23 protein-coding genes are annotated in these 24,596 nt (G+C 39.4%); 15 read left to right on the top strand and 8 right to left on the bottom strand.

The genetic code is table 11. The features are described from left to right. Positions 1 to 33: 33 nt before the first annotated feature. Both NGC85_RS15690 and NGC85_RS15685 read left to right on the top strand, forming a co-directional pair. Positions 34 to 816: a TorF family putative porin gene (locus tag NGC85_RS15690; protein ID WP_254732275.1), complete on the top strand. Its 783-nt coding sequence runs from the start codon at positions 34 to 36 to the stop codon at positions 814 to 816. 329 nt (positions 817 to 1,145) lie between these two features. After that, a complete protein-coding gene (locus tag NGC85_RS15685) occupies positions 1,146 to 1,934 on the top strand; it encodes a TorF family putative porin (RefSeq protein ID WP_254732274.1) in 789 nt (262 codons plus the stop codon). Between the two features lie 41 nt (positions 1,935 to 1,975). On the opposite strand, the gene NGC85_RS15680 is transcribed toward NGC85_RS15685, so the two are convergent. Next, positions 1,976 to 3,463, bottom strand: a complete 1,488-nt coding sequence (locus tag NGC85_RS15680; RefSeq protein WP_254732273.1) for a YifB family Mg chelatase-like AAA ATPase — start codon at positions 3,461 to 3,463, stop codon at positions 1,976 to 1,978. 69 nt (positions 3,464 to 3,532) lie between these two features. Further along, positions 3,533 to 3,760 carry an accessory factor UbiK family protein gene (locus tag NGC85_RS15675; RefSeq protein ID WP_005050807.1) on the bottom strand — a complete coding sequence of 76 codons (228 nt, stop codon included), beginning with the start codon at positions 3,758 to 3,760 and terminating at the stop codon, positions 3,533 to 3,535. Between the two features lie 275 nt (positions 3,761 to 4,035). On the opposite strand from NGC85_RS15675, the gene glnK reads away from it, so the two are divergent. The 7 genes from glnK to NGC85_RS15640 all read left to right on the top strand — a co-directional run bounded on the left by glnK (position 4,036) and on the right by NGC85_RS15640 (position 10,853). Continuing rightward, a complete protein-coding gene (gene glnK / locus NGC85_RS15670; RefSeq protein WP_000780326.1) occupies positions 4,036 to 4,374 on the top strand; it encodes a P-II family nitrogen regulator in 339 nt (112 codons plus the stop codon). Positions 4,375 to 4,441: 67 nt separating this feature from the next. Then, on the top strand, positions 4,442 to 5,854 hold the full coding sequence (locus NGC85_RS15665) for an ammonium transporter (protein WP_005060905.1): 1,413 nt from the start codon (positions 4,442 to 4,444) through the stop codon (positions 5,852 to 5,854). A gap of 125 nt (positions 5,855 to 5,979) precedes the next feature. After that, a complete protein-coding gene (gene nrdR / locus NGC85_RS15660) occupies positions 5,980 to 6,444 on the top strand; it encodes a transcriptional regulator NrdR (protein WP_005050809.1) in 465 nt (154 codons plus the stop codon). Positions 6,445 to 6,456: 12 nt separating this feature from the next. Further along, positions 6,457 to 7,557 carry a bifunctional diaminohydroxyphosphoribosylaminopyrimidine deaminase/5-amino-6-(5-phosphoribosylamino)uracil reductase RibD gene (ribD, locus tag NGC85_RS15655; protein WP_254732272.1) on the top strand — a complete coding sequence of 367 codons (1,101 nt, stop codon included), beginning with the start codon at positions 6,457 to 6,459 and terminating at the stop codon, positions 7,555 to 7,557. After that, positions 7,554 to 8,846: a DNA adenine methylase gene (locus tag NGC85_RS15650; protein ID WP_254732271.1), complete on the top strand. Its 1,293-nt coding sequence runs from the start codon at positions 7,554 to 7,556 to the stop codon at positions 8,844 to 8,846. Before ribD ends, NGC85_RS15650 begins: the two co-directional genes overlap by 4 nt. Before the next feature lie 357 nt (positions 8,847 to 9,203). Further along, complete coding sequence (locus NGC85_RS15645; RefSeq protein WP_254732270.1) at positions 9,204 to 10,043, top strand: MIP/aquaporin family protein; 840 nt, start codon at positions 9,204 to 9,206, stop codon at positions 10,041 to 10,043. 150 nt (positions 10,044 to 10,193) lie between these two features. Then, the gene (locus tag NGC85_RS15640) at positions 10,194 to 10,853 is read left to right on the top strand and encodes a riboflavin synthase (RefSeq protein ID WP_004656373.1); all 660 of its coding nucleotides are present in this window, start codon (positions 10,194 to 10,196) and stop codon (positions 10,851 to 10,853) included. A gap of 42 nt (positions 10,854 to 10,895) precedes the next feature. Here the strand turns inward: NGC85_RS15640 and NGC85_RS15635 are convergent, their stop codons facing one another. Genes NGC85_RS15635 through NGC85_RS15625 form a run of 3 tightly spaced genes read right to left on the bottom strand, consistent with a single transcriptional unit; the run spans position 10,896 to position 13,417 of the window. Next, positions 10,896 to 11,522 carry a hypothetical protein gene (locus tag NGC85_RS15635; RefSeq protein ID WP_254732269.1) on the bottom strand — a complete coding sequence of 209 codons (627 nt, stop codon included), beginning with the start codon at positions 11,520 to 11,522 and terminating at the stop codon, positions 10,896 to 10,898. 35 nt (positions 11,523 to 11,557) lie between these two features. Continuing rightward, positions 11,558 to 11,965 carry a DNA polymerase III subunit chi gene (locus tag NGC85_RS15630; protein WP_005050819.1) on the bottom strand — a complete coding sequence of 136 codons (408 nt, stop codon included), beginning with the start codon at positions 11,963 to 11,965 and terminating at the stop codon, positions 11,558 to 11,560. Positions 11,966 to 11,980: 15 nt separating this feature from the next. Further along, on the bottom strand, positions 11,981 to 13,417 hold the full coding sequence (locus tag NGC85_RS15625; protein WP_254732268.1) for a leucyl aminopeptidase: 1,437 nt from the start codon (positions 13,415 to 13,417) through the stop codon (positions 11,981 to 11,983). A 156-nt stretch (positions 13,418 to 13,573) separates the two neighbouring features. Between NGC85_RS15625 and lptF the strand changes: the two genes are divergently transcribed. The 4 genes from lptF (at position 13,574) to NGC85_RS15605 (ending at position 18,636) form a co-directional block, all read left to right on the top strand. Next, on the top strand, positions 13,574 to 14,674 hold the full coding sequence (lptF, locus tag NGC85_RS15620; RefSeq protein ID WP_254732267.1) for an LPS export ABC transporter permease LptF: 1,101 nt from the start codon (positions 13,574 to 13,576) through the stop codon (positions 14,672 to 14,674). Further along, the gene (gene lptG / locus NGC85_RS15615) at positions 14,674 to 15,744 is read left to right on the top strand and encodes an LPS export ABC transporter permease LptG (RefSeq protein WP_254732266.1); all 1,071 of its coding nucleotides are present in this window, start codon (positions 14,674 to 14,676) and stop codon (positions 15,742 to 15,744) included. The genes lptF and lptG overlap by 1 nt, the downstream gene beginning before the upstream one ends. A gap of 117 nt (positions 15,745 to 15,861) precedes the next feature. Further along, entirely contained in the window at positions 15,862 to 17,406 is a 1,545-nt protein-coding gene (gene gpmI / locus NGC85_RS15610; RefSeq protein ID WP_254732265.1) for a 2,3-bisphosphoglycerate-independent phosphoglycerate mutase, read from the top strand. A gap of 99 nt (positions 17,407 to 17,505) precedes the next feature. Beyond that, a complete protein-coding gene (locus tag NGC85_RS15605) occupies positions 17,506 to 18,636 on the top strand; it encodes a S41 family peptidase (protein WP_254805623.1) in 1,131 nt (376 codons plus the stop codon). Positions 18,637 to 18,675: 39 nt separating this feature from the next. Here NGC85_RS15605 and NGC85_RS15600 read toward each other — a convergent pair whose 3' ends face one another. The 3 genes from NGC85_RS15600 to NGC85_RS15590 are packed head-to-tail and all read right to left on the bottom strand — an operon-like array spanning position 18,676 to position 22,349. After that, entirely contained in the window at positions 18,676 to 20,109 is a 1,434-nt protein-coding gene (locus NGC85_RS15600) for a sigma-54 dependent transcriptional regulator (protein WP_005050831.1), read from the bottom strand. Between the two features lie 21 nt (positions 20,110 to 20,130). Then, on the bottom strand, positions 20,131 to 21,696 hold the full coding sequence (locus tag NGC85_RS15595; protein WP_254732264.1) for a PAS domain-containing sensor histidine kinase: 1,566 nt from the start codon (positions 21,694 to 21,696) through the stop codon (positions 20,131 to 20,133). Between the two features lie 17 nt (positions 21,697 to 21,713). Beyond that, positions 21,714 to 22,349, bottom strand: coding sequence for a response regulator (locus tag NGC85_RS15590; RefSeq protein WP_005050835.1), 636 nt, complete (start codon positions 22,347 to 22,349; stop codon positions 21,714 to 21,716). 211 nt (positions 22,350 to 22,560) lie between these two features. On the opposite strand from NGC85_RS15590, the gene pbpG reads away from it, so the two are divergent. Both pbpG and NGC85_RS15580 read left to right on the top strand, forming a co-directional pair. Then, the gene (gene pbpG / locus NGC85_RS15585; RefSeq protein WP_155757857.1) at positions 22,561 to 23,628 is read left to right on the top strand and encodes a D-alanyl-D-alanine endopeptidase PBP7/8; all 1,068 of its coding nucleotides are present in this window, start codon (positions 22,561 to 22,563) and stop codon (positions 23,626 to 23,628) included. 177 nt (positions 23,629 to 23,805) lie between these two features. Beyond that, positions 23,806 to 24,579, top strand: coding sequence for a hypothetical protein (locus NGC85_RS15580; RefSeq protein WP_254732263.1), 774 nt, complete (start codon positions 23,806 to 23,808; stop codon positions 24,577 to 24,579). Positions 24,580 to 24,596 lie beyond the last annotated feature (17 nt).

The following is a 24,596-nucleotide window of genomic DNA, read 5'->3' as shown; positions in this document are numbered from 1 at the left end:
ATCAGTCGAATATCCATCATGGGGGAGATCAATATGATGAAATTTGCATGTAAAGCGATCGCGTTGAGTATTTTTGCTGTGACTTCGACTTTTGCTATGGCCGAAGAAACAACTCCTTTATCTCAGTATGGCCTAAGCTTTTCTGGTAGTGCTGCGCTCACTTCAGATTATCGTTTCCGTGGTATGACACAAACTGAAAACGATGCAGCAATCCAAGGTGGTTTTGCTTTAACTCATTCATCTGGTTTATATGCAGGTGTGTGGGGTTCTAATGTTGAGTTTGGTGATATAAATCCAAAGGCGCATTTAGAGCTTGATCCATATATTGGTTATGCAACAGCATTGCCATTCGCTGGCAAGCCAACTCTAGATGTAGGTTTATGGTATTACGGTTATCCAAGTTCATCTGATTCAAATTGGCTTGAACTCTATGCCAAATTAGGCTTTAAAGATTTAGTGACATCAGGTGATAGTCTTTTAGCTGCTGTTAACTATACCAATGATTGGGGTGGTACTGATGAAAACGGCTGGTACTTGAACGCGACTTATAATATCCCATTTGCTGACACAGGTTTTGGTGGCGTAGCAAGTGTTGGTTATACCAAAGTAGATGATACTGATTTTAATAGTGATGCTACTGATGGTCTCGATGATAATTATGTAGACTGGAAAGTTGGCGTAACCTATAGTGTTAAATCAGTATCAGGTTTAACTGCTGAATTAGCGGCTATTGGTACTAATATTGATGCTAATGTTCAACCATTGAAACGTGGTGTAGAAACAGGTGCAGTATTTACGCTAACAAAAACATTTTAAGCATTTTCGATTAATCAAAAAGCCAGCGACTTCGCTGGCTTTTTTTATGTGTTTTTTCTTCTCATTTCATAATTTATTGAATTGCAATATTAAATTTTATAATGCTCCAGAATGAACGCTTTTGCGCTACTTTGGTTAGATAATCAGAGGTGGTTATTTTTAAAATGATAAATAAAAAATACAATCAAACTTATTAATATAAATATTTGTTTTTATTAAATAAAATAATTTATATTGATCGCTTAATTATGGCACAGCATTTGCTAAATACCTAATGACGCAATTTAAAGTTAAATCAATTGAATATCTAAATAATGGGGGAGATCAATATGATGAAATTTGCATGTCAAGCGGTTGCTTTAGGGGTTATGGTTTCAGCAACATCTTTAACAATGGCAGAAGATAATAAATTACCATTTCCAGGAACAATTACTGGCAATGTGAATGTTGTATCGAGTTATAACTTACGCGGTATGACAAATTCACCAGAAAGTGACACACCTGCTGTACAGGGTGGTCTTGATTACACACACGATAGTGGTTTCTATTTGGGTTATTGGTTTTCAACATTGACGGCTGCATATGCAGATTTTAATACTTCACCAACATATGAGAAAGAAGATAAGAAGTCATTTGAAAACGACTTTTATGCAGGTTATAAAGGGAAAATCACTGAAGATCTTGGTTATCAAGTCGGTGGAACAGTTTATTACTATTATCCAGGTTGGGAATCGACAGGCTATGAAACTATTTTAGGATTAAGTTATAAAGATTTTAGTATTACTGCGCAGACTTTATTAAATAATGTGACCTTCGGTAATAAAGGTGATACCTATTTCTTGGCAACTTATGCACCAAAATTAGCAGGTGGATTTACAGGTAAAGCACAAGTCGCAGCTTATTATTATGGCGATGATGATGAGTATTTAACTTATCAAGCAAAAGCAGGTGATATCACCAAAACTGATTTTGCATTTCGTCATGCTACTTTAGGTTTATCGCATCCTTTAGGTGAAACGGGAGCAACGTGGAGCCTAGATTATATTTTTGGCGGTTATACACGTGATGAAGCTAAACAGAAGAATAAAGTTGTTTTAGCTTTAGGTTATGCCTTCTGATTTTGACCATAATTAAAAGCGACCTAAATGGTCGCTTTTAATTAAGAATGCTGTCCTCGATAAGATAAGGCTTCGGTTAAATGGCTACTACTGATAAATTCACTTTCAGCTAAATCAGCAATCGTTCTAGATACTCGCAGTACCCGATGATAGGCACGAGCTGATAGATTTAGGCGCTGTTGCGCGAGTTCAATAATCTTGGTTGAGCTGTCATCTAAAAGTGCATATTGCTCTAATAATTTTGGCGATAGTGCCTGATTTAAACATTGTTGTCTTTGAATTTGACGCTCATATGCGTTGATAACACGTTGTCTTACCGTAGTTGAGTTTTCCGCAGGTGTCCGATCTTGTAATTCTTGCGCTTGTAAAGGTGGAACATCAATATGTAAATCAATACGATCTAGTAAGGGTCCTGAAATTCGATTTTGATAACGTTGAATGCTGTCTGGTGAACATTGGCAACGACTGTCTTGATTAAATGCATATCCGCAAGGGCAAGGATTCATCGCTGCGATAAATTGAAAGTTTGCAGGGAATGTCATTTGTCTAGCCGCACGTGAAATAATGATTTCTTTAGATTCAAGCGGCTGGCGGAGAACTTCTAAAACTTTTCGATCAAATTCAGGTAGTTCATCTAAAAATAAAACACCTAAATGTGCCAGAGTTATTTCACCTGGTTTGGGTTGCGAACCACCCCCAACCAGTGCAATTGCAGATGCTGTGTGATGGGGTGATCTAAACGGACGCTGTCCAAAGGTATGTTGTGCATTTGCGACGGAATAAATGCTGGCAACTTCTAGATTTTCCTGAGCATTGAGTGGCGGTAAAATTGATGGTAAACGAGAGGCAAGTAGGGTTTTGCCTGTTCCTGGTGGGCCTTTAAATAGTAAGGAATGTCCACCAGCCGCAGCGATTTCTAAAGCACGACGTGGACGAAGCTGCCCTTTGACATCTGCTAAATCAAATTGATATTTCGATGATGCGCAAATTGATCTTTGTGGTGCGGCTTCTAAATGTGAATTGCCCGAAAAGTGTGCGCAAACATCTTGTAGATGCATCGCACCATATACTTCAAAATTTGGAAGTTGATTAGCTTCTTCTAAATTTACATTAGGCAATAACAAACGGTGTTTAGCTTGCTGACAAGCCATCGCAATCGTGAGGGCACCAGACACAGAGCGTAAGTGCCCATCTAGTGCAAGTTCACCAATAAACTCAAATCCTTCCGTGCAATTCTCTGGCAATTGTCCAGAGGCGATTAAAATTCCCAAAGCAATCGGTAAATCTAAACGAGAACCATCTTTTGGTAGGTCGGCTGGGGCTAAATTGATGGTTAAGCGTTTGGTTGGAAACTGAAAACCACTATTTATAATTGCCGATCGAACACGATCTTTACTTTCGCGAACAGCTGCTTCAGCTAGACCGACTATGGTGAGTGAAGGTAAACCAGAACTGATATGGACTTCCACTTCGATTTGAGGGGCATGCAGCCCCAATAAACCCCTTGTATAAACTTTTGCAAACGACATTTTATTATTGTTCCATTATGGTGCTTTATTTTTAATCATTTTGATGTGCGAAGTGCACCGAGTTGGTGCTTATTTTTTGTTCTGCACCATTTCTTCAAGTATTTTCATTTGTTGCTGTAATTCAGTGAGACGTTGATTTGCAGTGTTTAGAGCTAATCTTTGTCGATCTAATTCTTGCTTGGACACCAGATCTAATTTTTCGATACTTTCATTGAGTAGCGCACGTAAATTTTTTTCTAAATCTTTTTTCGGCTGATCAACTTGTTGCAAAATGGCTTGTAAAAGAGTTTCAATCATAAAAAGCTCAATAGTTTATGTGTATTTGCTGCTCAGTGTATCATTGCTTAAAGCAATCCTCTAGCAATGTTGAAATGTACTCTATTGTGAAAACACGAATTTAGCTAAGCGTAGGCAAATGCAACTTATTTTCGTTTGAATATCTACATCTTCAAGCCTAAATAGGTTATAAAGAAAGCTCTTGTTCGATATTTAAAAATCCCCAACCTTTAAATATTGGCATGAAAATTGAACATAAAACCTTACTGGTGAAAATAAGCCGAAGGAAAACAAACATGAAGCTTGTAACTGCAATTGTAAAACCATTCAAATTAGATGATGTGCGTGAAGCATTATCTGATATTGGTGTTCAAGGGATTACCGTAACCGAAGTTAAAGGTTTTGGTCGTCAAAAAGGTCATACTGAATTGTATCGTGGTGCAGAGTATGTAGTTGATTTCTTGCCAAAAGTTAAGATTGAAATTGCAATTAGTGATGAAATGGTTGATGCAGTCATTGAATCGATTACTCGTGTCGCAAGCACAGGCAAAATTGGTGACGGGAAAATCTTTGTCACGAATTTAGAACAAGTCATCCGTATTCGTACTGGTGAAACAGGGCCAGATGCTGTCTAAATTGGCACAAAGTTTGCTGAGTTAGAAATTAGAGACATAGCTCACAAAATAAGGTTGGGGGACACGAATGAAAAAAATGCTTATGGCGCTCAGTCTGACTGGCGCACTCTTAGGTGGTTCAGCAGTGGTTTGGGCAGAAGAAGCTGCTTCAACACCAGTCGTTGCTGAACAAACTGTAGCAGCATCTGATACTGCAACTGATTCAACGACGTTAGTCGTAGCTGAGGCAGCACCTGTGGAAGCTGAAGTAGCTCCAGCAGCTGAAGCAACAGCAGATACAGGCGATACAGCTTGGATTCTTGTTTCAACAGCGCTAGTTCTGTTGATGACTATTCCTGGTTTAGCGCTGTTTTATGGTGGTATGGTTCGTAAGAAAAACGTACTTAGCACCATGATGTTTAGCCTTTCTGCAGCAATTTTGGTTAGCTTGATTTGGGTGATTGTTGGCTACTCATTAGCATTCTCTGGTACAGGCGCTTATGTTGGTGATTTAAGCAAAGCGATGTTAAATGGCGTTGCTTTTGATGCACTAAGCGGCACTATTCCTGAAAGCTTATTTGTTATTTTCCAAATGACTTTTGCGATTATCACTGTAGCGATTATCAGTGGTTCGATTGCAGATCGTATGAAATATTCTGCATTCATGGTATTTATCGCAGTTTGGGTGATCTTGGTTTATGCGCCAATTACTCACTGGGTATGGGCAGCAGATGGTTGGTTATTTAAAGCGGGTGCATTAGATTTTGCTGGTGGTACCGTTGTTCATATCAACGCTGGTGTTGCAGGCTTAGTTGCTGCATATATGCTTGGTAAACGTACTGGCTTGGGCCGTGAATCAATGGCTCCACATAACCTTACATTAACTGTCATTGGTGCGAGCTTAATCTGGGTAGGTTGGTTTGGTTTCAATGGTGGTAGTGCTCTAGGTGCAGGCGCACGTGCAAGTATGGCAATTTTAGTGACTCAAGTTGCTGCTGCCGCTGCAGCATTCTCTTGGTTGATCGCTGAACGTATTATTCGTGGTAAAGCATCTGTTCTTGGTGGAGCTTCTGGCGCTGTTGCAGGTTTGGTTGTAATTACTCCGGCAGCTGGTTTCGTTGGTGTGGGTGGCGCTCTTGTGATGGGTCTCATTGGCGGTGTTGTTTGCTTCTGGGGTATTACCGCACTTAAACGTTTACTTAAAGCTGATGATGCATTAGATGCCTTTGGTCTACACGCTGTCGGTGGTATTGTTGGTGCTGTGCTCACAGGTGTTTTCTATAGTGATGAAATCATCGAAGCTGCAGGCGTAGTGCTTGCTCCAACATTTGCTGGTCAATTATGGGTTCAAGTTGAAGGTGTATTAGCTACGATTGCATACAGTGCGATTGTGACTTTCATTATCCTTAAAGTGATTGATCTTGTGATTGGTATCCGTGTAAGTGCTGATGATGAGCGTATGGGTCTTGACCTTAGCCAACATGGCGAACGTATCGAATAACTGACTTAGTTTATAGAAAAAAAAACAGCCTATTAAGGCTGCTTTTTTATGCTTCTAGGATGCTAGTTTAGCAATCAGCGAAACTTTGCTACACTTAAGCAAAGTGAGTAAATAATTACACAACTATGCATTGTCCATTTTGTAACGCTGCTGATAGTAAAGTTATAGATTCCCGTTTGGCTGCCGAGGGTAGCCAAATTCGCCGTCGTCGAGAATGCGTCGTTTGTGGTGAACGATTTACCACTTTTGAAAGTTATGAGATGGTGATGCCACGGGTGATAAAATCTGATGGGAAGAGCGAACCTTTTGATGAGGCAAAGTTACGTCGATCATTAATGCATGCTTTGCAAAAACGTCCTGTTACCCAAGAGCAGATAGAAACCGTACTCAGTGATATACAATCTCAGATTCGTCGTTTAGGTGAGCGTGATGTGAAATCAAGAACAATAGGTGAAATTGTCATGCAAGCTTTGTTTGCTCTTGATCATGTTGCTTATGTCCGTTTCGCTTCTGTTTATCAAGATTTCCAAGATGTAGAGGCATTTCGCCGTCAAATTGAACAAATGCAACAACGTGAAAACGAAGCTTAAATTAGAGAAGTCATGTCTGAGCCTACCCAAGATCAATTATTTTCACATCAGTATTGGATGCAACGTGCGATTGAGTTAGCTCGCCTTGGGCAATACTCGACTAAACCAAATCCGAATGTCGGTTGTGTGATTGTCAAAGAAGGCAAATTGATTGGTCAGGGCTATCATCCCAAAGCAGGTCAGCCGCATGCTGAGGTTTTTGCATTACGTCAAGCAGGCGAAAATGCAAAGGATGCAACCGCTTATGTGACTTTGGAGCCTTGTGCTCATTATGGTCGTACACCACCTTGTGCAGAAGCCCTCGTAAAAGCACAAGTGAAAAAAGTGATCATTGCATGTTCTGATCCAAATCCCTTAGTGGCAGGTAAAGGTGTCCAAATTTTGCAAGCTGCGGGCATTGAAGTTGAAACTGGAATTTGTACAGAAACTGCGAGAAAGCTAAATTTTGGTTTTTTAAAAGTGATGTCTACAGGTTTGCCTTATGTGCGTTTAAAAGTTGCTTCAAGCTTAGATGGCCGTACTGCAATGGCCTCAGGTGAATCGAAATGGATTACTGGAGCTATCGCACGCCAGGATGTACAACATTGGCGTGCCATTTCAGGTGCCGTGATTACAGGGATCCAAACGGTTTTAGCCGATGATTGTGAGCTGAATGTTCGTGTCTTAGAAGGTGTCGAACTTGCAAATATTGTTCAACCCAAGCGAATTATTTTAGATCGTCAGGCGCAACTACCATTAACTGCCAAGATTTTACATAATCCTGAAACTGTGATGGTAATGACCCCATTTCGTCAAGAACTTGACGATTTAGGCGTGATACAATTAGCGCCGCAACCTTTGAATCAATTATTGCAGACCTTATCTCAACAATATCAAATTTATGATGTATTGGTTGAGGCTGGTGCAACGTTATCGACCGCCTTTTTACAGCAAGGTTTGGTTGATGAAATGATTAGTTATATTGCTCCAACTATACTCGGACAATCTGCTCGCGCTATGTTCAACGCTGAATTTAGTCAAATGGCAGAGCAGCGTCGTTTTGAATTGGTCGATGTAACCCAACTTGGGCAAGACATTCGCCTAAGATTGCTCCCTATCCAAGAGATGATATGAATCCAGAAGCATCGGTTTATCACAAACGTCGTCACGCCGCACGTACAACTGACGAATACCTTTTTCATCAGTTAGTTCCCTATCTTGGGAACAAGCGTCGACTTTTGCACTTGATTTTGGAAGCACTTGAAATTACAGGCACGCTGAATAGTAAAAAGAAAAATCCGCCAATTTTTGCAGATTTTTTTGCAGGGAGTGGTGTAGTTTCTCGATTGGCTCGTCAGAATGGTTACCGTGTCATCGCCAATGACTGGGAACCCTATAGTCATGCATTGAATCATGCCATTTTAGCCTGTGTCGATGCACCCGCATTCAAAGAGTTGGGTGGCTATCAAAAAGCCATTGATTATTTAAACCGTTTGCCAGAAGTCAAAGGTTGGGTGACACATAATTTATGCCCACGGAATGATGATATTTATGATCCAGCACGTGATCGTTTGTTCTTCAAACGCCGTAATGGGATGCGTATTGATGCGATTCGTCAGCAGATTGCAACTTGGCAGGCACAGGGTGCAATTAATGATGTAGAAATGAGTGCTCTTTTGGCTCCGCTACTGTATTCCGCAAGCTTTGTCAGTAATACCAGTGGTGTCTTTAAAAGCTTCCATCAAGGCTGGGGCGGACGTACTCAAACTGCTCTAGAACGGATTGAGTCATTACTTTGGCTGACACCGAGTCGCTTCTGTGAGATTGGCGATGTAAAGCGTCCTGCCGCTGAAGTGTGGTGTGTAGATTCACAACATTTGGCTAATCAAATGAGTGGATTTGAAGTTGATGTGGCTTATCTTGATCCACCTTATAATCAGCATGCGTATAGCAGCAATTACCACGTCTTAAATGCCTTAACGTTATGGGATCAAGTCGATTTACCTTCACCTGATACCAAAGGTTTCAAGAGCGGAATTGATCGCGCATGGCGTAAGGAACGTCCTAGTCCATATAATTCGTCAAAACATGCTAAAGATGCGTATGAAAAATTATTGGAAACCATCAATGCACGTTATATTTTGACCAGTTATTCGACTGATGGAAATATTGAGCCTAAAGATTTACTCACAGCAAATTTAAAACGCGGCAAAGTTACGCTCCTTACGCAAGATGTCCCACGTTATCGAGTGAGCAAACAGCGTCAATCTGAACGCGCACGCGTATTAGAATTTATTGTGATTACTGATACTTATGCTAAATCTGGTCCGCCGTTACGGCAGTTGCTTGGACAGCTGTATCATTTTGCTGAACTAGGTGGTGTGGATACCACAGGCAATAGCACTCAGCTTGCACTTTGGTAGATTCAAATAGACACTATTTTGCTTGACCAATTAGTGTCTAGATCTTTTGTCTAATTTTTATGCTAATGAGAATAAACATTTGTTTTTATATGAATTATAAAGAATATTGAACGTGTTTTTGTCACAATGCGAGTACACCAACTTTACCTCATTTATTTATTTTAAAGTTAATTTAATTTTTATAAACAATAACTTATTTAATTTATTCGATACTTTTTAAAAAATTCCATTTGATCATTATTTTACTATTTGGTTAAAAATTACCTTAAAAATGTTGATCATTTTCGAAAATGAATATATTTTGCCGAGCTTATTTTAGGTCATATCTACATGCAGTATTGACCAAGAGAGGTTGTGATGAGTCGCTCGGAACCCACTTTGATGGGACAATGTGTAGCTGAGTTTTTTGCTACTGCAATTTTTTTATCTTTTGGTATCGGTGTGGTTGCTGCACTTAAACTTGCTGGAGCAAGCTTGGGTTTGTGGGAAATCAGTATTGTTTGGGGCTTAGCTGTCGCTTTAGCCGTATATTTATCAGCTGGTATTTCTGGCGCACATCTCAACCCCGCTGTCACAATTGCATTGGCGTTATTTGCAGGTTTTGATAAGCGTAAAGTTCCTTTTTATATTATTTCACAAGTGGCTGGCGCAGCTGTAGGCGCGCTGTTGGTTTATAGTCTGTATAGTAATTTATTTGTGGATTATGAGCAGACGCATCATATGCTTCGCGGTAGTGTCGAAAGCTTAGAATTGGCAGGTATCTTTTCTACCTACCCTCATCATTTGTTGTCGATTGGACAAGCCTTCATGGTGGAAATGTTCATTACGATGTTGTTGCTGTGGTTGATCATGGCGATTGGTGATGACAGCAATGGTTTGCCACGTGGCGCTTTAGCCCCAATTCTAGTGGGTTTGTTGGTCGCGGTGATTGGTGCTTCTTTTGGTCTATTAACAGGATTCGCCATGAATCCAGCTCGTGATTTTGGTCCTAAAATCGTGGCTTATTTCAGTGGGTGGGGAGCTGTTGCTTTTACTGGTGGTCGTGATATTCCATACTTTATCGTTCCAATTATTGCCCCGATTGTGGGGGCTTGTTTGGGTGTATTAGGCTATAAATTATTCTTTAGTCATTTCTTGGTTAATCATAAAGTTGAACAGAATCAACAGACGAATCAGAAAGTTTCTGAAATACAGTAAACTGAACTGAAGCATTGAAAGGCAGCCAAAAGGCTGCCTTTTTTATTTGAGGAGATTTCAGCTCTCAGTGCCTTGTTATATCTAGGTCTTTGCTTTAAGGTATCCCATTCAAGATGGTACGTATTGCAATAAAGATAGGTTGAAACTCCCATGTTTACAGGCATTATTGAAAGTTTAGGTAAGGTTGAGAGCCTACAAAGTGTAGGCGGTGATGTTCGTCTACGTATTCAAACTGATTTGGATATGTCTGATGTACATTTGGGTGATTCGATTGCGACCAATGGCATCTGCCTCACTGTTATTGAGTGGGGCGAAAACTGGTATGCAGCAGATGTATCGCGTGAAAGCTTAAACCGTACTACGCTCGGTCAATGGAAAGTTGGTCAAGCGGTGAATGTTGAAAAGGCAATGCTACCAACTACACGTTTTGGTGGACATATTGTCAGCGGTCATGTTGATGGTTTGGGTGAAATTACACTAGTTCGTCATGATGCTCGCTCATTGTATTTTGAAGTTACCGCACCTGTGGAATTAGCGAAATATTTGGCAGAAAAGGGTTCAGTGACTGTTGATGGGATTAGCCTAACGATTAATCATCTGCGTGGTAATATTTTAAGTCTGAATCTAATTCCTCATACAGCTGAACGTACCAATATTGGAACGTGGCAGGTAGGAAGTAAAGTGAATTTAGAAGTCGATGTTTTAGCACGTTATATTGAGCGATTATTACTAGGCGATAAAGCTGCTGAGCAGAAAACTGAATCCAATATCAGTATGGCATTTTTGGCTGAGAATGGCTTTTTAAAATAAAAACGAAGCATAAAAAAACCCAGTTTTAACTGGGCTTTTTTATTATTTCTCATCTGAGAATTGACTATTTTTCAAAATATAGTCAATCTCATCTTGAGCTAATGCATGAAGCTTGGCGCGGAACACTGTGACAGCTTGATCAATTAAATTTTCTGCTTCTAACTCTAATCGAACGCGAACACTTTCAAGCTCAGAGAGTATTTGCTGATCCTCAATCACCATGCGTTGACCTTGAGCGTAGTCAATACTTGGTTGTTCAGGGTTTACTTGGTAACGCTCAGTTTGTTCGGCAATTTCTTGTTCGATATGACTGCGTAAGGCAACTAAATTTTCAGTTTGCTGTTCAAATTGATGAGCTTCATCGGCTAGTAATTCAGCGGCATAAGCGGCATCAGCAGCACGTTTCTCTGCTAAAGCTTTTTCCAAAGCCTGCTGTTTACGAATACGGGCTTGTTCGATGAGTTCAGCTTTTAGATCGGCATATGCTTGTTCAATTCGTTGTTGAGAACGTTGTTGAGCAGTTTGTTCATTATGTAGCCAAGTTTGAGTCTGAGTCTGTGGTAGCAGTAGATCACAAATACGAGCTAAATCTTCCTGATAGGTTTGACGGACTGTCTCAGGTGTATTTAACCAGCGTTTTTTAAAGTCTTGACCTACATTTAATGCCACACGACACTCCTCAAAATAATATTATTTCAACGCAGTTATAATTTAAACGTTCGAGGTTCGATACCTAAACGACGATACGCTTTAAATTTTTCTCGTCCAATTTGTTTGGCTGGTTCGTTATTCTCAATAATTTCGATAATGTGGCGAAAATTTTGAGTTTGTTCAAGTGCATGATTGTTAAAATTAAATAACACCCAATCATTCGATGGCGGTAATTCTGCTGAAATACACACAGGACTATTGGGTTGATCGATGCCATGTGGAATAAAGCTTTGAGCATCAAAACTCCAAAGCTTTTCATCTAGTTCAGTTTGCAACTCTGAATCAATACAATACCACCAGATATGTGCATGTTGATTCAGAATTTTACGACATAAACGACAAGCACTTTCGACTTGTCGTTCGGTACTATTTTCAAATAAATAAAAGCTGATTTGTGCCATCTCTTAGTAATTCGTTTATACGCGATTCGCTAAAAACTGCATTAGTAATGGTACTGGACGACCTGTTGCACCTTTGGCAGCACCAGAAATCCATGCTGTACCTGCAACATCTAAATGTGCCCAACGATAATCACGCGTAAATCGCTCAAGGAAGCATGCCGCGGTAATGGCACCACCATAAGGACCACCAATATTGGCAATATCAGCAAAAGGTGAGTCAAGTAACTCTTGGTATTCTTCCATCACTGGCATGCGCCATACACGGTCAAGGGATTGCTCACCAGCTTGTTGTAATTCATTGGCAAGCTCATCATCAGGCGTGAATAACCCACTTACAACCTTACCTAGCGCAACCACACATGCGCCTGTAAGGGTCGCAATATCAATCACCAACGCGGGATTGTAGCGTTTGATATAGGTCAAAGTATCACATAGTACTAAGCGACCTTCGGCATCGGTATTTAAGATTTCTACGGTTTGACCGCTCATGGTCGTCACGATGTCACCAGGACGCGTAGCATGACCGGAAGGCATATTTTCTGCCGCAGCAATTGCACCAACCACATGAATTGGGAGTTGTGCTTCACAAAGCGCTTGTATCGTACCCAATACTGAAGCTGCTCCACACATATCGAACTTCATTTCATCCATGCCTAAGCCGGGTTTTAATGAAATACCACCAGTATCAAAAGTTACGCCTTTACCGACTAAGACTACAGGCGCTTGATCAATTTTTGCATTATATTCAAGTGTAATAATTCGACCCGGTCGATCAGAGCCTTTGCTTACAGCAAGGAAGGCATTCATTCCTAGATCAGCCATTTGCTGTTCATTCAAAATGGTTACTTTTAATAACTCAGGATATTGAGCTGCAAGTGCAATTGCTTGGTCTGCAAGATATTCAGGAAAGCAAATATTTCCTGGACGATTGCCTAAGTCACGTGCATAGTTTTGCCCCGATTGTACGGCATGGATAAGATTCAGTTGAGCTTCATCTAAACTAGTTTGTTGTGCACCTAAATGAATTGTTTCGAGCTTGAATTCATTTTTCTTTGATTTGAATTCGTCATAACCATAAGCAGCTTGAGATAAGCTTTGAACAAATAAATAGTGTAATTCTGAAGGCAGAGCAGAAATATCCACCATAATTTGTTTGAATTTGGTTTGTGATGATTTGATAATGCTTTGTGCAAGTTTTGCTAATTTTATTGCTTTGAGTTCGTTACTTTTGCCTAGACCAAGAAGTTGAGCATGGAGATGCTCATTTATATTGGCAATAAGCGGCAAGTTCTCATTAAAACCCGCTTTGAATTGACTGGCTGTAAGAATATTTTCTAAGTGATTGATTTGATAGGCTTGTAAGTTTTGTTGTAATTGTTCTGAATCAACCAAAATCCACAAAGATTCACTAGACGCTGGCGTTGAAAATGCGGTATCAAGGGTAAATTTCATTGTTTGTATTATACCTAATAAGCAAAAAAGATAGATAAGTCCATTAAACACTTTCAGATATGAGGTTGCAATCCGCAACAAGCGATAGGTTTTATATTTTTAACATTCGGGTAAACTAGCATTACCCTTCGATTGGTCTATTTTGGAAGTATTACTTTGATTATTCGGCGTTATCTCGTCAAGCAAGTGGTCTCCACCTCTTTGGTTGTGACTGCCTTACTCACGTTAATTATTATGGGTGGACAGTTAATCAAGATCTTTGGACGAGCTGCACAGGGTCGTTTAGATGCGGGTGTGTTGCTGAGTATCATCGCGTATCGTTTGCCAGAGTTTCTGACCTTAATTTTGCCATTGGGCTTTTTTATTGGCTTGATGCTGGTTTTTGGTCGTCTCTATGTTGACCATGAGATGGCTGTGTTGAATGGCAGCGGCGTAAGTCGAAATCAGTTGGCAAAATTATTATTGCCAATGACTTTTGTTTACTTGATTGTGCAGTCGCTACTCATGGTTTGGGGTTCAGCTTCAGGTGTAAGAGCCTATGAAAGCTTAATGCAGACCCAAGCGGTACGTGCAGGCTTTGATTTAGTCCGACCTAAAGAGTTTATTTCCGCAGGTCCTTACACAATTTATGCGGGTTCACTTTCAGAAGATCGTAAAAATTTAAAAGATATTTTTTATTATCAAAAATCAGATCGAGAGGGTAAGCCAGATGTGATGATTTTGGCGAAAGAAGCCACACGTGTAGAAATGGCAAATGACACTGCCAACGTGGTTGACTTGGTTCAAGGTCGCCGTTATGAAATTTTCCCAAATCAACCTCGATATACTCAAGCTGAATTTCAGTCATATCGCTTACGACTAGAAAATGACAAAGATGTTAAGTTTGAAAGTGATGAAGTGAATGCGCTACCAATGTCAAAGCTTTGGCAGAAAAGAGATGATTCGGTGGTAAGAAGTGAATTGGGATGGCGTATTTTTGGTCCTTTTGTGATTATTGTAGCGTTATTACTCGCAGTTGCATTGTCTGAAGTAAATCCTCGCCAAGGACGTTATTATCGCTTGATTCCTGCGATTTTTATCTTTGCTAGTTTAATTGTATTAATGATTGCAATCAAAACTCGTATTAGTAAAGACGAGTTAGATATTTGGGCTTATCCTGCTGTGTTACTGATTTATGCGATTGCTGCCGCAATCTTTTCACGTAAACAAAAATTAGCACCTAAAATCAAGAAAAGTATTCAACGAGTGGGGTTGTGATGTTAGCACGTCGAATAGTCGCCAAACATGTGACAAAAACCACTGTTCTAGCCATGCTTGGAACAACGCTAGTCTTATCTTTCCTACAAGTATTGTTTACTTATTTAGGTGAATTAGGATCACTTAAGGCAAACTATAATGCGTGGCAAGCATTTCTGTATGTTATGTGGGGTGCACCACGATATTTATATGAAATCTTACCTGTAGCAGCACTGATAGGTTCTGTTTTGGGTCTAGGAGCTCTCGCTTCAAATAGTGAGTTGATCGTAATGCGCTCGGTGGGCATTAGTCTCTGGCGTATTGTTGGTTGGGTCATGCGCTCCGCTTTTCTGTTAATTATTCTATCTTTTGCCCTGAGTGAGTGGGTTATTCCACATACCAATGAGAAAGCACAAAGTATTAAGAAACAACGGACTGCTGCTACTTTGGGTGAAGTTAAAGGATATTGGTCTAGAGAAGGGCAGCGATTTACATACATTGATTACGCCAATTCGCAAGGGCAATTGCGTGATATTCAATCTATTGATTTTGATGATAATTATCGCCTTCAATCCTTTATAACTGCCGATAAAGGTCAATTTGTTAAAGATGGGCAATGGACTTTACAAGATTCACATCAAGTCGATTTACTTGCTCAAGGTAATGCAATTAAGACAGATCATGCTGAGCAAACATTAGGTTTAGCATTACAACCTAAATATGTGCATATGGTGACCTTAGATCCTGAAGATTTATCTCCAAGCCAGTTGGTGAGTTTTATGCAATATCTAGAAGAATATAGCCAAGTTCCAAAAACCTATGAGCTAGCATTTTGGCAGAAAGTGGCTTCACCCTTTGCCTTAATTGCACTGGTTTTAATTGCTTGCTCATTTATTTTCGGACCATTACGTCAACAATCAATGGGTTTTCGATTGGTGATTGCATTATTCACTGGACTTGGTTTCTTTTATCTACAAGATTTTTTAGGTTATGCAAGCTTGGTTTATGCACCTTCACCTGCATGGTTTGTACTTATGCCAATCTTTTTAATGTTTATGATTGGTAGCTATTTATTGTATCGCGCAAGATAACATCGAATTATTTTTAGGTTTTTGAAAGCGATCAGTGCTTTCTGTAATGCCATAGAGAATTAGCTCAAAATTCGGTAAAATATGCCGATCAAATGATAGACAAACAGAGAGTCCAATATGACGGATGCAAATGCTGGCAAAATTCCTCACGTTCTTGTAATCATGGATGGTGTGGGACATCGTGAAGCAGTTGAAGATAACGCGTATTTAGCAGCGAAAACGCCAAATTTAACCGCCATGAAAGCGAAGCATCCAAACAGTTTGATTTCAGGTTCAGGTGAAGATGTTGGATTACCTGATGGTCAAATGGGAAATTCTGAAGTTGGTCATATGAATCTGGGTGCAGGACGTGTGCTTTATCAAGATTTTACACGTATCACTAAAGATATTCGCACGGGTGATTTCTTCGAACACGAAGTGTTGATAGATGCAGTAGAAAAAGCCAAAGCAGTCAATGGTGTCGTTCACGTGATGGGTCTACTCTCTGAGGGTGGCGTACATTCACACGAAGATCATATCGTGGCGATGTGTGAGCTTGCATTAAAACGTGGTGCAACGGTTTATTTACATGCTTTCTTGGATGGTCGTGATACGCCACCACGCAGTGCCAAGCCTTCATTAGAAAAACTGGATGGCTTGTTCGTGCAATATCCAAATCAAGGTCGTATTGTTTCGATGATTGGTCGTTATTTTGCAATGGATCGTGATAATCGTTGGGACCGTGTTGAACAAGCCTATCGCTTAATCACTGAAGGCGAAGCTGTACGCGTTGTAAATTCGGCAGTTGAAGGTCTAGAGCAAGCTTATGCTGCTGAAGAAAATGATGAGTTTGTAAAAGCAACACGTATTGGTGATATTGCTAAAGTACAAGATGGCGATAGCATCGTGTTTATGAATTTCCGTGCCGATCGTGCGCGTGAAATTACCCGCGCTTTTGTTGAAAAAGACTTTGCTGGATTTACCCGTAAAGTAGTGCCTGCATTGTCTAAATTTGTCATGCTAACTCGTTATCAAGCGAGTATTGATGCACCCGTGGCATATATGCCAGAAGGTTTAAAAAATTCAATCGGTGAATATTTATCAAGTCTAGGTAAAACACAGTTACGTATTGCTGAAACAGAAAAATATGCACATGTGACTTTCTTCTTTAGTGGCGGACGTGAAGACGAATATGCAGGCGAAAAACGTATTTTGATTCCATCACCGAATGTTGCAACTTATGATTTGAAACCTGAAATGAGTGCCATTGAAGTCACTGATGAGCTTGTTAATGCGATCGATTCAGGTGAGTTTGATTTGTTGGTGGTGAACTATGCAAATGGCGATATGGTTGGGCATACTGGTGTTTTCGATGCGGCAGTGAAAGCAGTTGAAACTGTAGATGCTTGCTTAGGGCGAGTTTATGATGCTGTAATGGCAAACAAAGGTCATATGTTAATTACGGCCGATCATGGTAATGTAGAACAAATGCAAGACTATGTGAGTGGTCAGGTTCATACGCAGCATACAACTGAATTAGTCCCATTTATTTATGTTGGTCCAACGCAGGCTGTTATTGCGGAAGGTGGTGTCTTGGCTGATGTCGCACCAACTTTATTGAGCTTAATGAATCTCCCTGTACCACAAGAAATGCAAGGCAAAAATCTAATTACTTTAGAATAAATCCCCCTAACCCCTCTTTTTGAAAGAGGGGATTTTGTAGAAGGTGAAACAATGACGCCACACAACAACATCTATCGTGCTTTACTTGCCAGTTTGTTGATGTGTTGGGGGCATACCGTAATTGCTGCACCATTGAGCCCGCCTTCTGGCTGGTCAGATGAAAATCAACATTCTCGCAATGCCGAAGTTCCGCTGGAGTCTATTCAGCAATTTGTGCAGATTTATGGGATTGTGCGAGATAACTATGTTGACCCAAAGACAGATGATGCTTTATTTCAGCAGTCCATTAAAGGTTTAGTCAGCGGTTTAGATCGTTACTCTCGTTATTTATCTGCAGAAGAATATCGCCAACTCATTCAATATACGGAAGGAGATTTGGCATCTGTAGATTTTAATTTGAATTATGATAATCATACGCGCTCATGGCAAATACAGGATCTAAAAGCGGGGTCTGATTCAAATAAATTAGGCTTAAGGAATAGTCAAAGCATACTGAAAATTGATAACCAAGAGTTAAAAAGCTTAAATCAAGATCAAGTTCAAGGCTTACTTTATGGTTCGATTGGCACTACTGTTCAAATTCAGCCAGAAAATAATAATAGTACAGTGATTCTAGTTAGAAATAAGAAAGTAGAAACTGATATAGAGCCTGTTTTACTGCATAACCAAGTGCTTGTGCTTAAAATTAGAGTTTTTCAGCAAGATACTGCAAATGAAATTAAACGCTTAATTGAAGAATATAGCTCGACTAAATTAAAGGCTGTTGTTTTAGATCTACGAAATAATCCAGGAGGATTGCTTTCAGCCGCTGTGGAATCAGCTGATTTATTTTTGAATCAGGGATTGATTGTCACTACAAAAAGCCGTTCGGAAGGGGATCAGCAATTTCAGGCGTTGCCTTCAAATGATTTTCAAAATATTAAATTAGGTATATTGACTAATCGTCGTTCTGCTTCAGCAGCAGAGGTTTTTACAGCCGCGCTGAAAGAGCATAAACGGGCTTGGGTGATTGGTGAGAATAGTTATGGCAAAGGGGTCGTTCAGAAACTATTTCCTCTACCGAGTGGAGCCGCATTGCAAATGACGGTTTCCCATTATTACACCCCGAATGGAAATATGATTGAAGGTCAAGGGATACAACCGAATCAGATTTATCCATTATCTGCTGAAATGAAAGAAGATAGTTACTTGGAGCATGTCACTGAATTTGTTTTAAAAAGCAAAATTTAATAAGAAGAAGCCCCAATTATTGGGGCTTCTTTTTATTCGTTATTCATCGTCTTCTGTATCTAAACCAAACTTTTTCAAACGGTAGCGTAAAGATCGGAATGTCATTCCTAATTTTTTAGCAGCTAATGTTCTATTCCAATGGGTTAAGTTGAGTGCATTCAGAAGAATTTCTTTCTCAATATTCTCTAAATAGCGCTCTAAACCTTCTGGTGGAAGCTTCTTAGAACTCATGGCTGGACTAGCAGAGTGTTGCATTTGCTCAGTTTCATCTTGATTAGAAAATGAAATATTGGTTGGCGATGCAATCGGAGCTCGTAACGGCGCAGTTTGTAAATGTGCGAGATCAATATTGTCATCATCACTGAGAGTGATTGCACGTTCAATAATATTGCGTAATTCACGCACATTACCAGGGAAATACTGCTGCAATAAAAATTGTTCTGCACGTGAGGACAATGATTTGGCCGTTAAATCCCATTCTTGGCTAATTCTTTGAATAAAATGATTTGCCAACAAAAGAATATCTTGACCACGTTCGCGTAAAGGCGGTAACACAATATCCATCACATGAATACGGAAGAATAAATCTTGTCTGAAGCGACCTTGTTGAACCAATAACTCAAGATCTTGATGGCTGGCACTTATTACACGGAAATCAACATCAATTTCTTGATCCGAGCCTACAGGACGAATTTTCTTTTCTTGTACGGCACGAAGCAGTTTCACCTGCATACTTACAGGTAATTCTGCAATTTCATCTAAAAATAAACTGCCACCATGCGCGGAAAGAATTAAGCCTTGCTTGTCTTGAGTCGCACCTGTAAAGCTTCCTTTTTTATGTCCAAACAGTTCACTTTCCATCAATTCAGTTGGAATAGCACCACAGTTAATGGCAATAAAAGGACCTTCGCTACGATTACTTAAGCGATGCACTAGGTTGGCTACGACTTCTTTGCCTGTTCCTGATTCACCAGTAATAAAAACAGGTGCCTGAGAACGTGCAATTTTCTTTAATGCAATTCTTAATTGCTGAATCGGTGCTGAACGACCAATCAATAGTTTATTTTCTAAAGCTGTTTCAGCCGCCTCTTGTTCTGGCTGAGGTCGATTCAAGGCTTTTTGAATGAGTTGATCTAAATGAGTCTGATTAACAGGTTTGCTCACAAAATCAAATGCACCCGCTTTCAGTGCTGCAATTGCAATGTCCATATTGCCATATGCAGTGAGTACCGCGATTGGAGTATTAGGATAGTTCTGAGTCACATGTTTAACTAAATCTAGACCATTCCCATCAGGAAGATTTAAATCGGTTAAACAAGCATCGTATTGAAACTCAGTAAAGAATTTTTTTGCTTGCTCGACTCTATAGGCAAGGTGAGTTTTGATACCCATTCGTGCGAGCGTCATTTGCATTAAAAGACATAAGTCTTCTTCATCGTCTACGAGTAGAACGAGAGGTTGTTTAGTTGCCATTCCCCGAAAAACCTAATTTAATCAATGAATTTTTGAGCATTCAATCCTGAAACATGCCCCTTGTTGTCGCTCAACATACGTAAGCTTTGCATGATTTGCCTCACAAAATGTATGAGACAGATATAATCCTAAACCAGTTCCTTTAATTTCGGTACTAAAAAATGGTTTGAATAGCTGAGAAATATCTCGTTTTGCCACACCTGAACCAAAATCGACCACATCAATACAGGTTCGGCCTTCTTTTAAATCAACATTCACTTCGATGTATTCAGCCTCTGCTGAGTTATGCCGTAAAGCATTACGAATCAAATTGATTAAAACCTGTCTAAGTTGTTTTTCATCAAATAAAATATTAATTCGATCCGTGAGATTAAGTTTTATTTGTTGTTTTGCATCGATTAAATCTTCGTTTAACAAGCTTTCAAAAAATTCTACTAAGGAAATAATTTGTGGTTCAGAAGGTCTGTTACCTGCCATTCCCAGTGTATCTTGGATGATACTATCAATTCGTTTAGATTGCTTGCTAATCATACGTGATAGCATTTCTTGTTGATGTGCATCACTTTCTTTTAACAACTCATTGGCTTGAACAATGGCAGCTAAAGGGTTGCGAATTTCATGTGCGATACTTGCTGATAATTGTCCTAAGGCTGCCAGTTTAAGCTGTTGAACCTGCTGAGTTATTTTTTGTGCATCTTTAAGAATTAGTAAGACAAGTGCTTGTTCAGGAACAATTAGGTGTTTTACCTTAACGTTTACAGTGTAAAGGCTTTGTTGTGACTCAAAGCTAAACTCTTCACCATCTTCTAAATCACTAAAGCGAATGAGTTCAAAAAGATCGGGTTGAAGTTTGATCAGTGGTGTTTTTTCTAATGAAATAGGCAAATGAATACCCAATAAGGTATTTGCTGCTGGGTTGGTAAGAACAATATGATTACTTTCATCTAAGACTAAATAGCCATCTTCAATTTGTTCAAGAATATAGCGATTAATATTTTGAAGCTGATGAATTTCAATTGATTGGTGAAATGTGAGTGTTTCTAAAATTTTAAAACGTTGTACTGCAATTCGTCCAATCGCATAAACTACGAAAAACAAGAAAGCAAGTAAGACACTATTGCCTAGATGATTTAAATTATTGTAATCAAAAAAATTGCCTATAAAACGCTGATAAACCACCATAATGACTGCAAACAGTGTAACAATCAGTGAAAGATGAGCATTCAGTAAGATGGCAGAAGAGAAAATAATAATGACATAAAGCAGACTTAATTGTAGATTTGGTCCACCCGCTGAAAACGTAATTAAGCCCAAACAAATAACATCAATAATAAAGATAAAAATGAGTTGTTTGCTTACTTGAAGTGGGACAATTTTTAATAGGAATAACTGAAAAATATTAATGCTAATATAGCAAATCAGTGTATAGAAATATAAAAAAGGATACTGATAATTAGCACTGAGTTGTTCTGCGGTAAGTAAGTAAATCAGCAAAAGACTGATCGAAATAATCAGTCGATAGCCACTATACCAAACGCCAAGTCGATAAACGGTTTGAGACACTGAGGAAGCAATTTTTCCCAACATTGGCGATACTCGTATAACTAAGGTTTGATCAATCCATAACGAATCGCAAGATGGGTGAGTTTGACATCGCTATCAATCGCCAGTTTTTCAAAGATACGATAACGGTAGGTATTTACAGTTTTAACGCTCACAAATAATTTGTCTGCAATTTCTTGCGCGCTAATACAGTTCACCACCATCATGGCAACTTGCATTTCACGTTCAGAAAGCGCATCAAATGGAGATTGTTGGGTATCTGAAAGATATGAGCTTGCCAGTTGCTCTGCAATGTCTGCACTGAAATATTTGCCGCCTTGCATCACCTTGTTAATGGCACGAACCATTTCTGAAATGGGTGCACCTTTGGTGATGTAGCCTTTGGCGCCCGCTTTAAGAAGCAAGGAGGGATAAGGTTCTTCAGCTAAACCACTCACTGCGATTACCTTTGTTTCAGGTGCCGATTGCAATAAGCGGCGCGTTGTTTCAACACCCCCTATACCTGGCATATTGACATCTAACAAAACAACTTGTGGATGTTTCTGACGAACTAATCCAATTGCCTCTTCACCTGATTCGGCTTGACCAATAACCTCAACATCTGGGTGATCTTCTAGCATGCGGCAAATCCCTGTGCGTACGAGTTCATGATCATCAACAACGAGAACAGTGATCAAGAAGACCTCCTTTTATTTCAAAAAACTGGTTTTTTGTTACATAAAGCAAAATTAGCTTGCAATGAAACGACAAAATTAGCAATCCTATTATTCGTGTTTAGAGAATAGTTGTACACAATTGTGTCTATAAAAGCTTTACCCGATTTGTTCAAATGTAAGGCATAATGATAGTAAGCGCAAATGTGCAGCGTCCTGAGTTGAGTATTGTGTCGTGAGAAATTCTAAAAAATCTGTCATGCATGTTTTAAGCATGTCTATCTTGTTGGCGTGGAGTTCAACAAGTTTTGCTGAGTTGGTTGTAAATAACAACTCGGCTACTTCGAGTGCCAATGAATCTTCTGCTTCATTGAATTGGTCTGCAAATGACGTTAGCCAATTTATGGAAGATGATGATTCATTAGAGGTTAGTCCGCAAGGCTCAACCTCTGTGACGACGACCTTAAGAGGTGGTGGTACAGCAACAATTACTTCATCCGCAACGCCGCAGAAAAGCTTACAGATTCGTGATACATCAGGATACAGTAGTCAGCCTTCTGTGAATGCTCGTGCCGCTTTGGTGATGGATGCTCAAACCGGCGAAGTGCTTTACAGCAAAAATAGTAATATGTCAGTGCCAATTGCATCGATTACTAAAGTTATGACAGCTGTGGTCACTGCTGATGCGCGTTTGAATATGTCTGAAGAAGTTACTTTGCAAATGATTGATTTTGCAGGTGCTGGCGGCAAAAATTCAAGCTCAACTTTACGGGCTGGCGATACCATGAATCGCGCTGAATTACTGCTATTTGCTTTAATGAAATCTGAGAACCCTGCTGCTGCGGCATTAGCACGTACATATCCTGGTGGTCGTTCAGCTTTTATTGCTGCAATGAATGCTAAAGCCAAACAATTGGGTATGACATCTACTCACTATGCAGAGTCTACAGGCTTAGATCCGCATAATGTTTCTTCTGCACGTGATTTAGGTATTTTAGTTAGTGCTGCATCACAATATGGATTGATTCGTCAATTTTCAACCACACCGACCTATGATTTTAATCTCGGCTATCGTGTTTTAAAATCGAATAACACCAATGCTTTAGTACGTAATGGTGGTTGGAATATTAACTTGTCTAAAACGGGTTATATTAACGAGGCAGGGCGTTGTGTGGTAATGCATACGACTGTAAATTCTCGCCCAGCAGTCGTGGTACTCTTGGGTGCACCAAGTTCGCAATCTCGTACTAATGACGCGACTAATTTGCTCAATTGGCTGAGTTCATTACCAAAAAGAGTTTAATAATTTAAAGACTCAAAAGCTTCTCTTTATGAGAAGCTTTTTTTATATATCAAAACGACAGTTTAAGACGTAAAGTTCAGTTTAAGATCTTTTATTTTTAGTATATTTTGCTAAATTATGATCTCAGTATATTTAATAATTCATTTGAAATTAATAATTTAAAATTGGGGATCTAAGATGACAATGTATGTAATTCGTGAAAAATATTTTGGTTATAACGATGAAGTTTTTTATGCGTCGGGGAGTCGAATTTCCAGTGTTTTTGAGAGTAAAGAACAAGCTGAAACGATTTATAAACAACTTGAAATTAAAGCTGCACGTAACTTTTTTTTATATGAAGTTGAATCATTATTTGATGCAGATGAGTCATTATTAAAACAATTGGATGATTTTGTCTTTTCACGTTGTGGTGAACATATTTATCAGGATGGAGGAGTTTCACGAGAAACGCTGCCTGAAAGCTTAAATGATGAGGATACTTTTGAGTTTATTCAACTGGCCAATATGCAAAGTTATCAATTGATTCATTTTGATCAAGATATTAAGTTCTACGGCCTATGGTCAGTAAAAAAGCAGCAATGGGTGGAGGAGCATGATGAGTTTTTTGCAAGTTTGGTTTATTCGCAGCAACCTGAACAATTAAAAAGTAATGTCGTAACGATTTTTGCCGATTACGATTATGGTGATATTCAGATCAAAGGTTCATTTGAGGAGTTGTCTGATCAGCCAGCACTTTTACAGGCAATGATTCATTCTCAGTCAGGTTTAAAATATAATCAGAAAACACAGACTTTAATTATTATGCATGGTTGGGAAGAAGAGCCTTTGTATGCGGTTAATCCTTTGCTCAAACAGCCTTTATTTGAGATTAAACAGATAGCTTTAGAAGAGATTCAAGCAATTGAGAAAGAGCTGTCTAAGCAGTATAGTTATGAAGATGAATATGAGTGAAAAGAAAAATAATCTAT

Source organism: Acinetobacter sp. Z1, from assembly GCF_024296945.1.
GTDB classification, from domain to species: Bacteria; Pseudomonadota; Gammaproteobacteria; order Pseudomonadales; family Moraxellaceae; genus Acinetobacter; species Acinetobacter beijerinckii.
The sequence above is the reverse complement of the archived record's forward strand: the minus strand, read 5'-3'. Positions and strand labels throughout refer to the sequence as shown.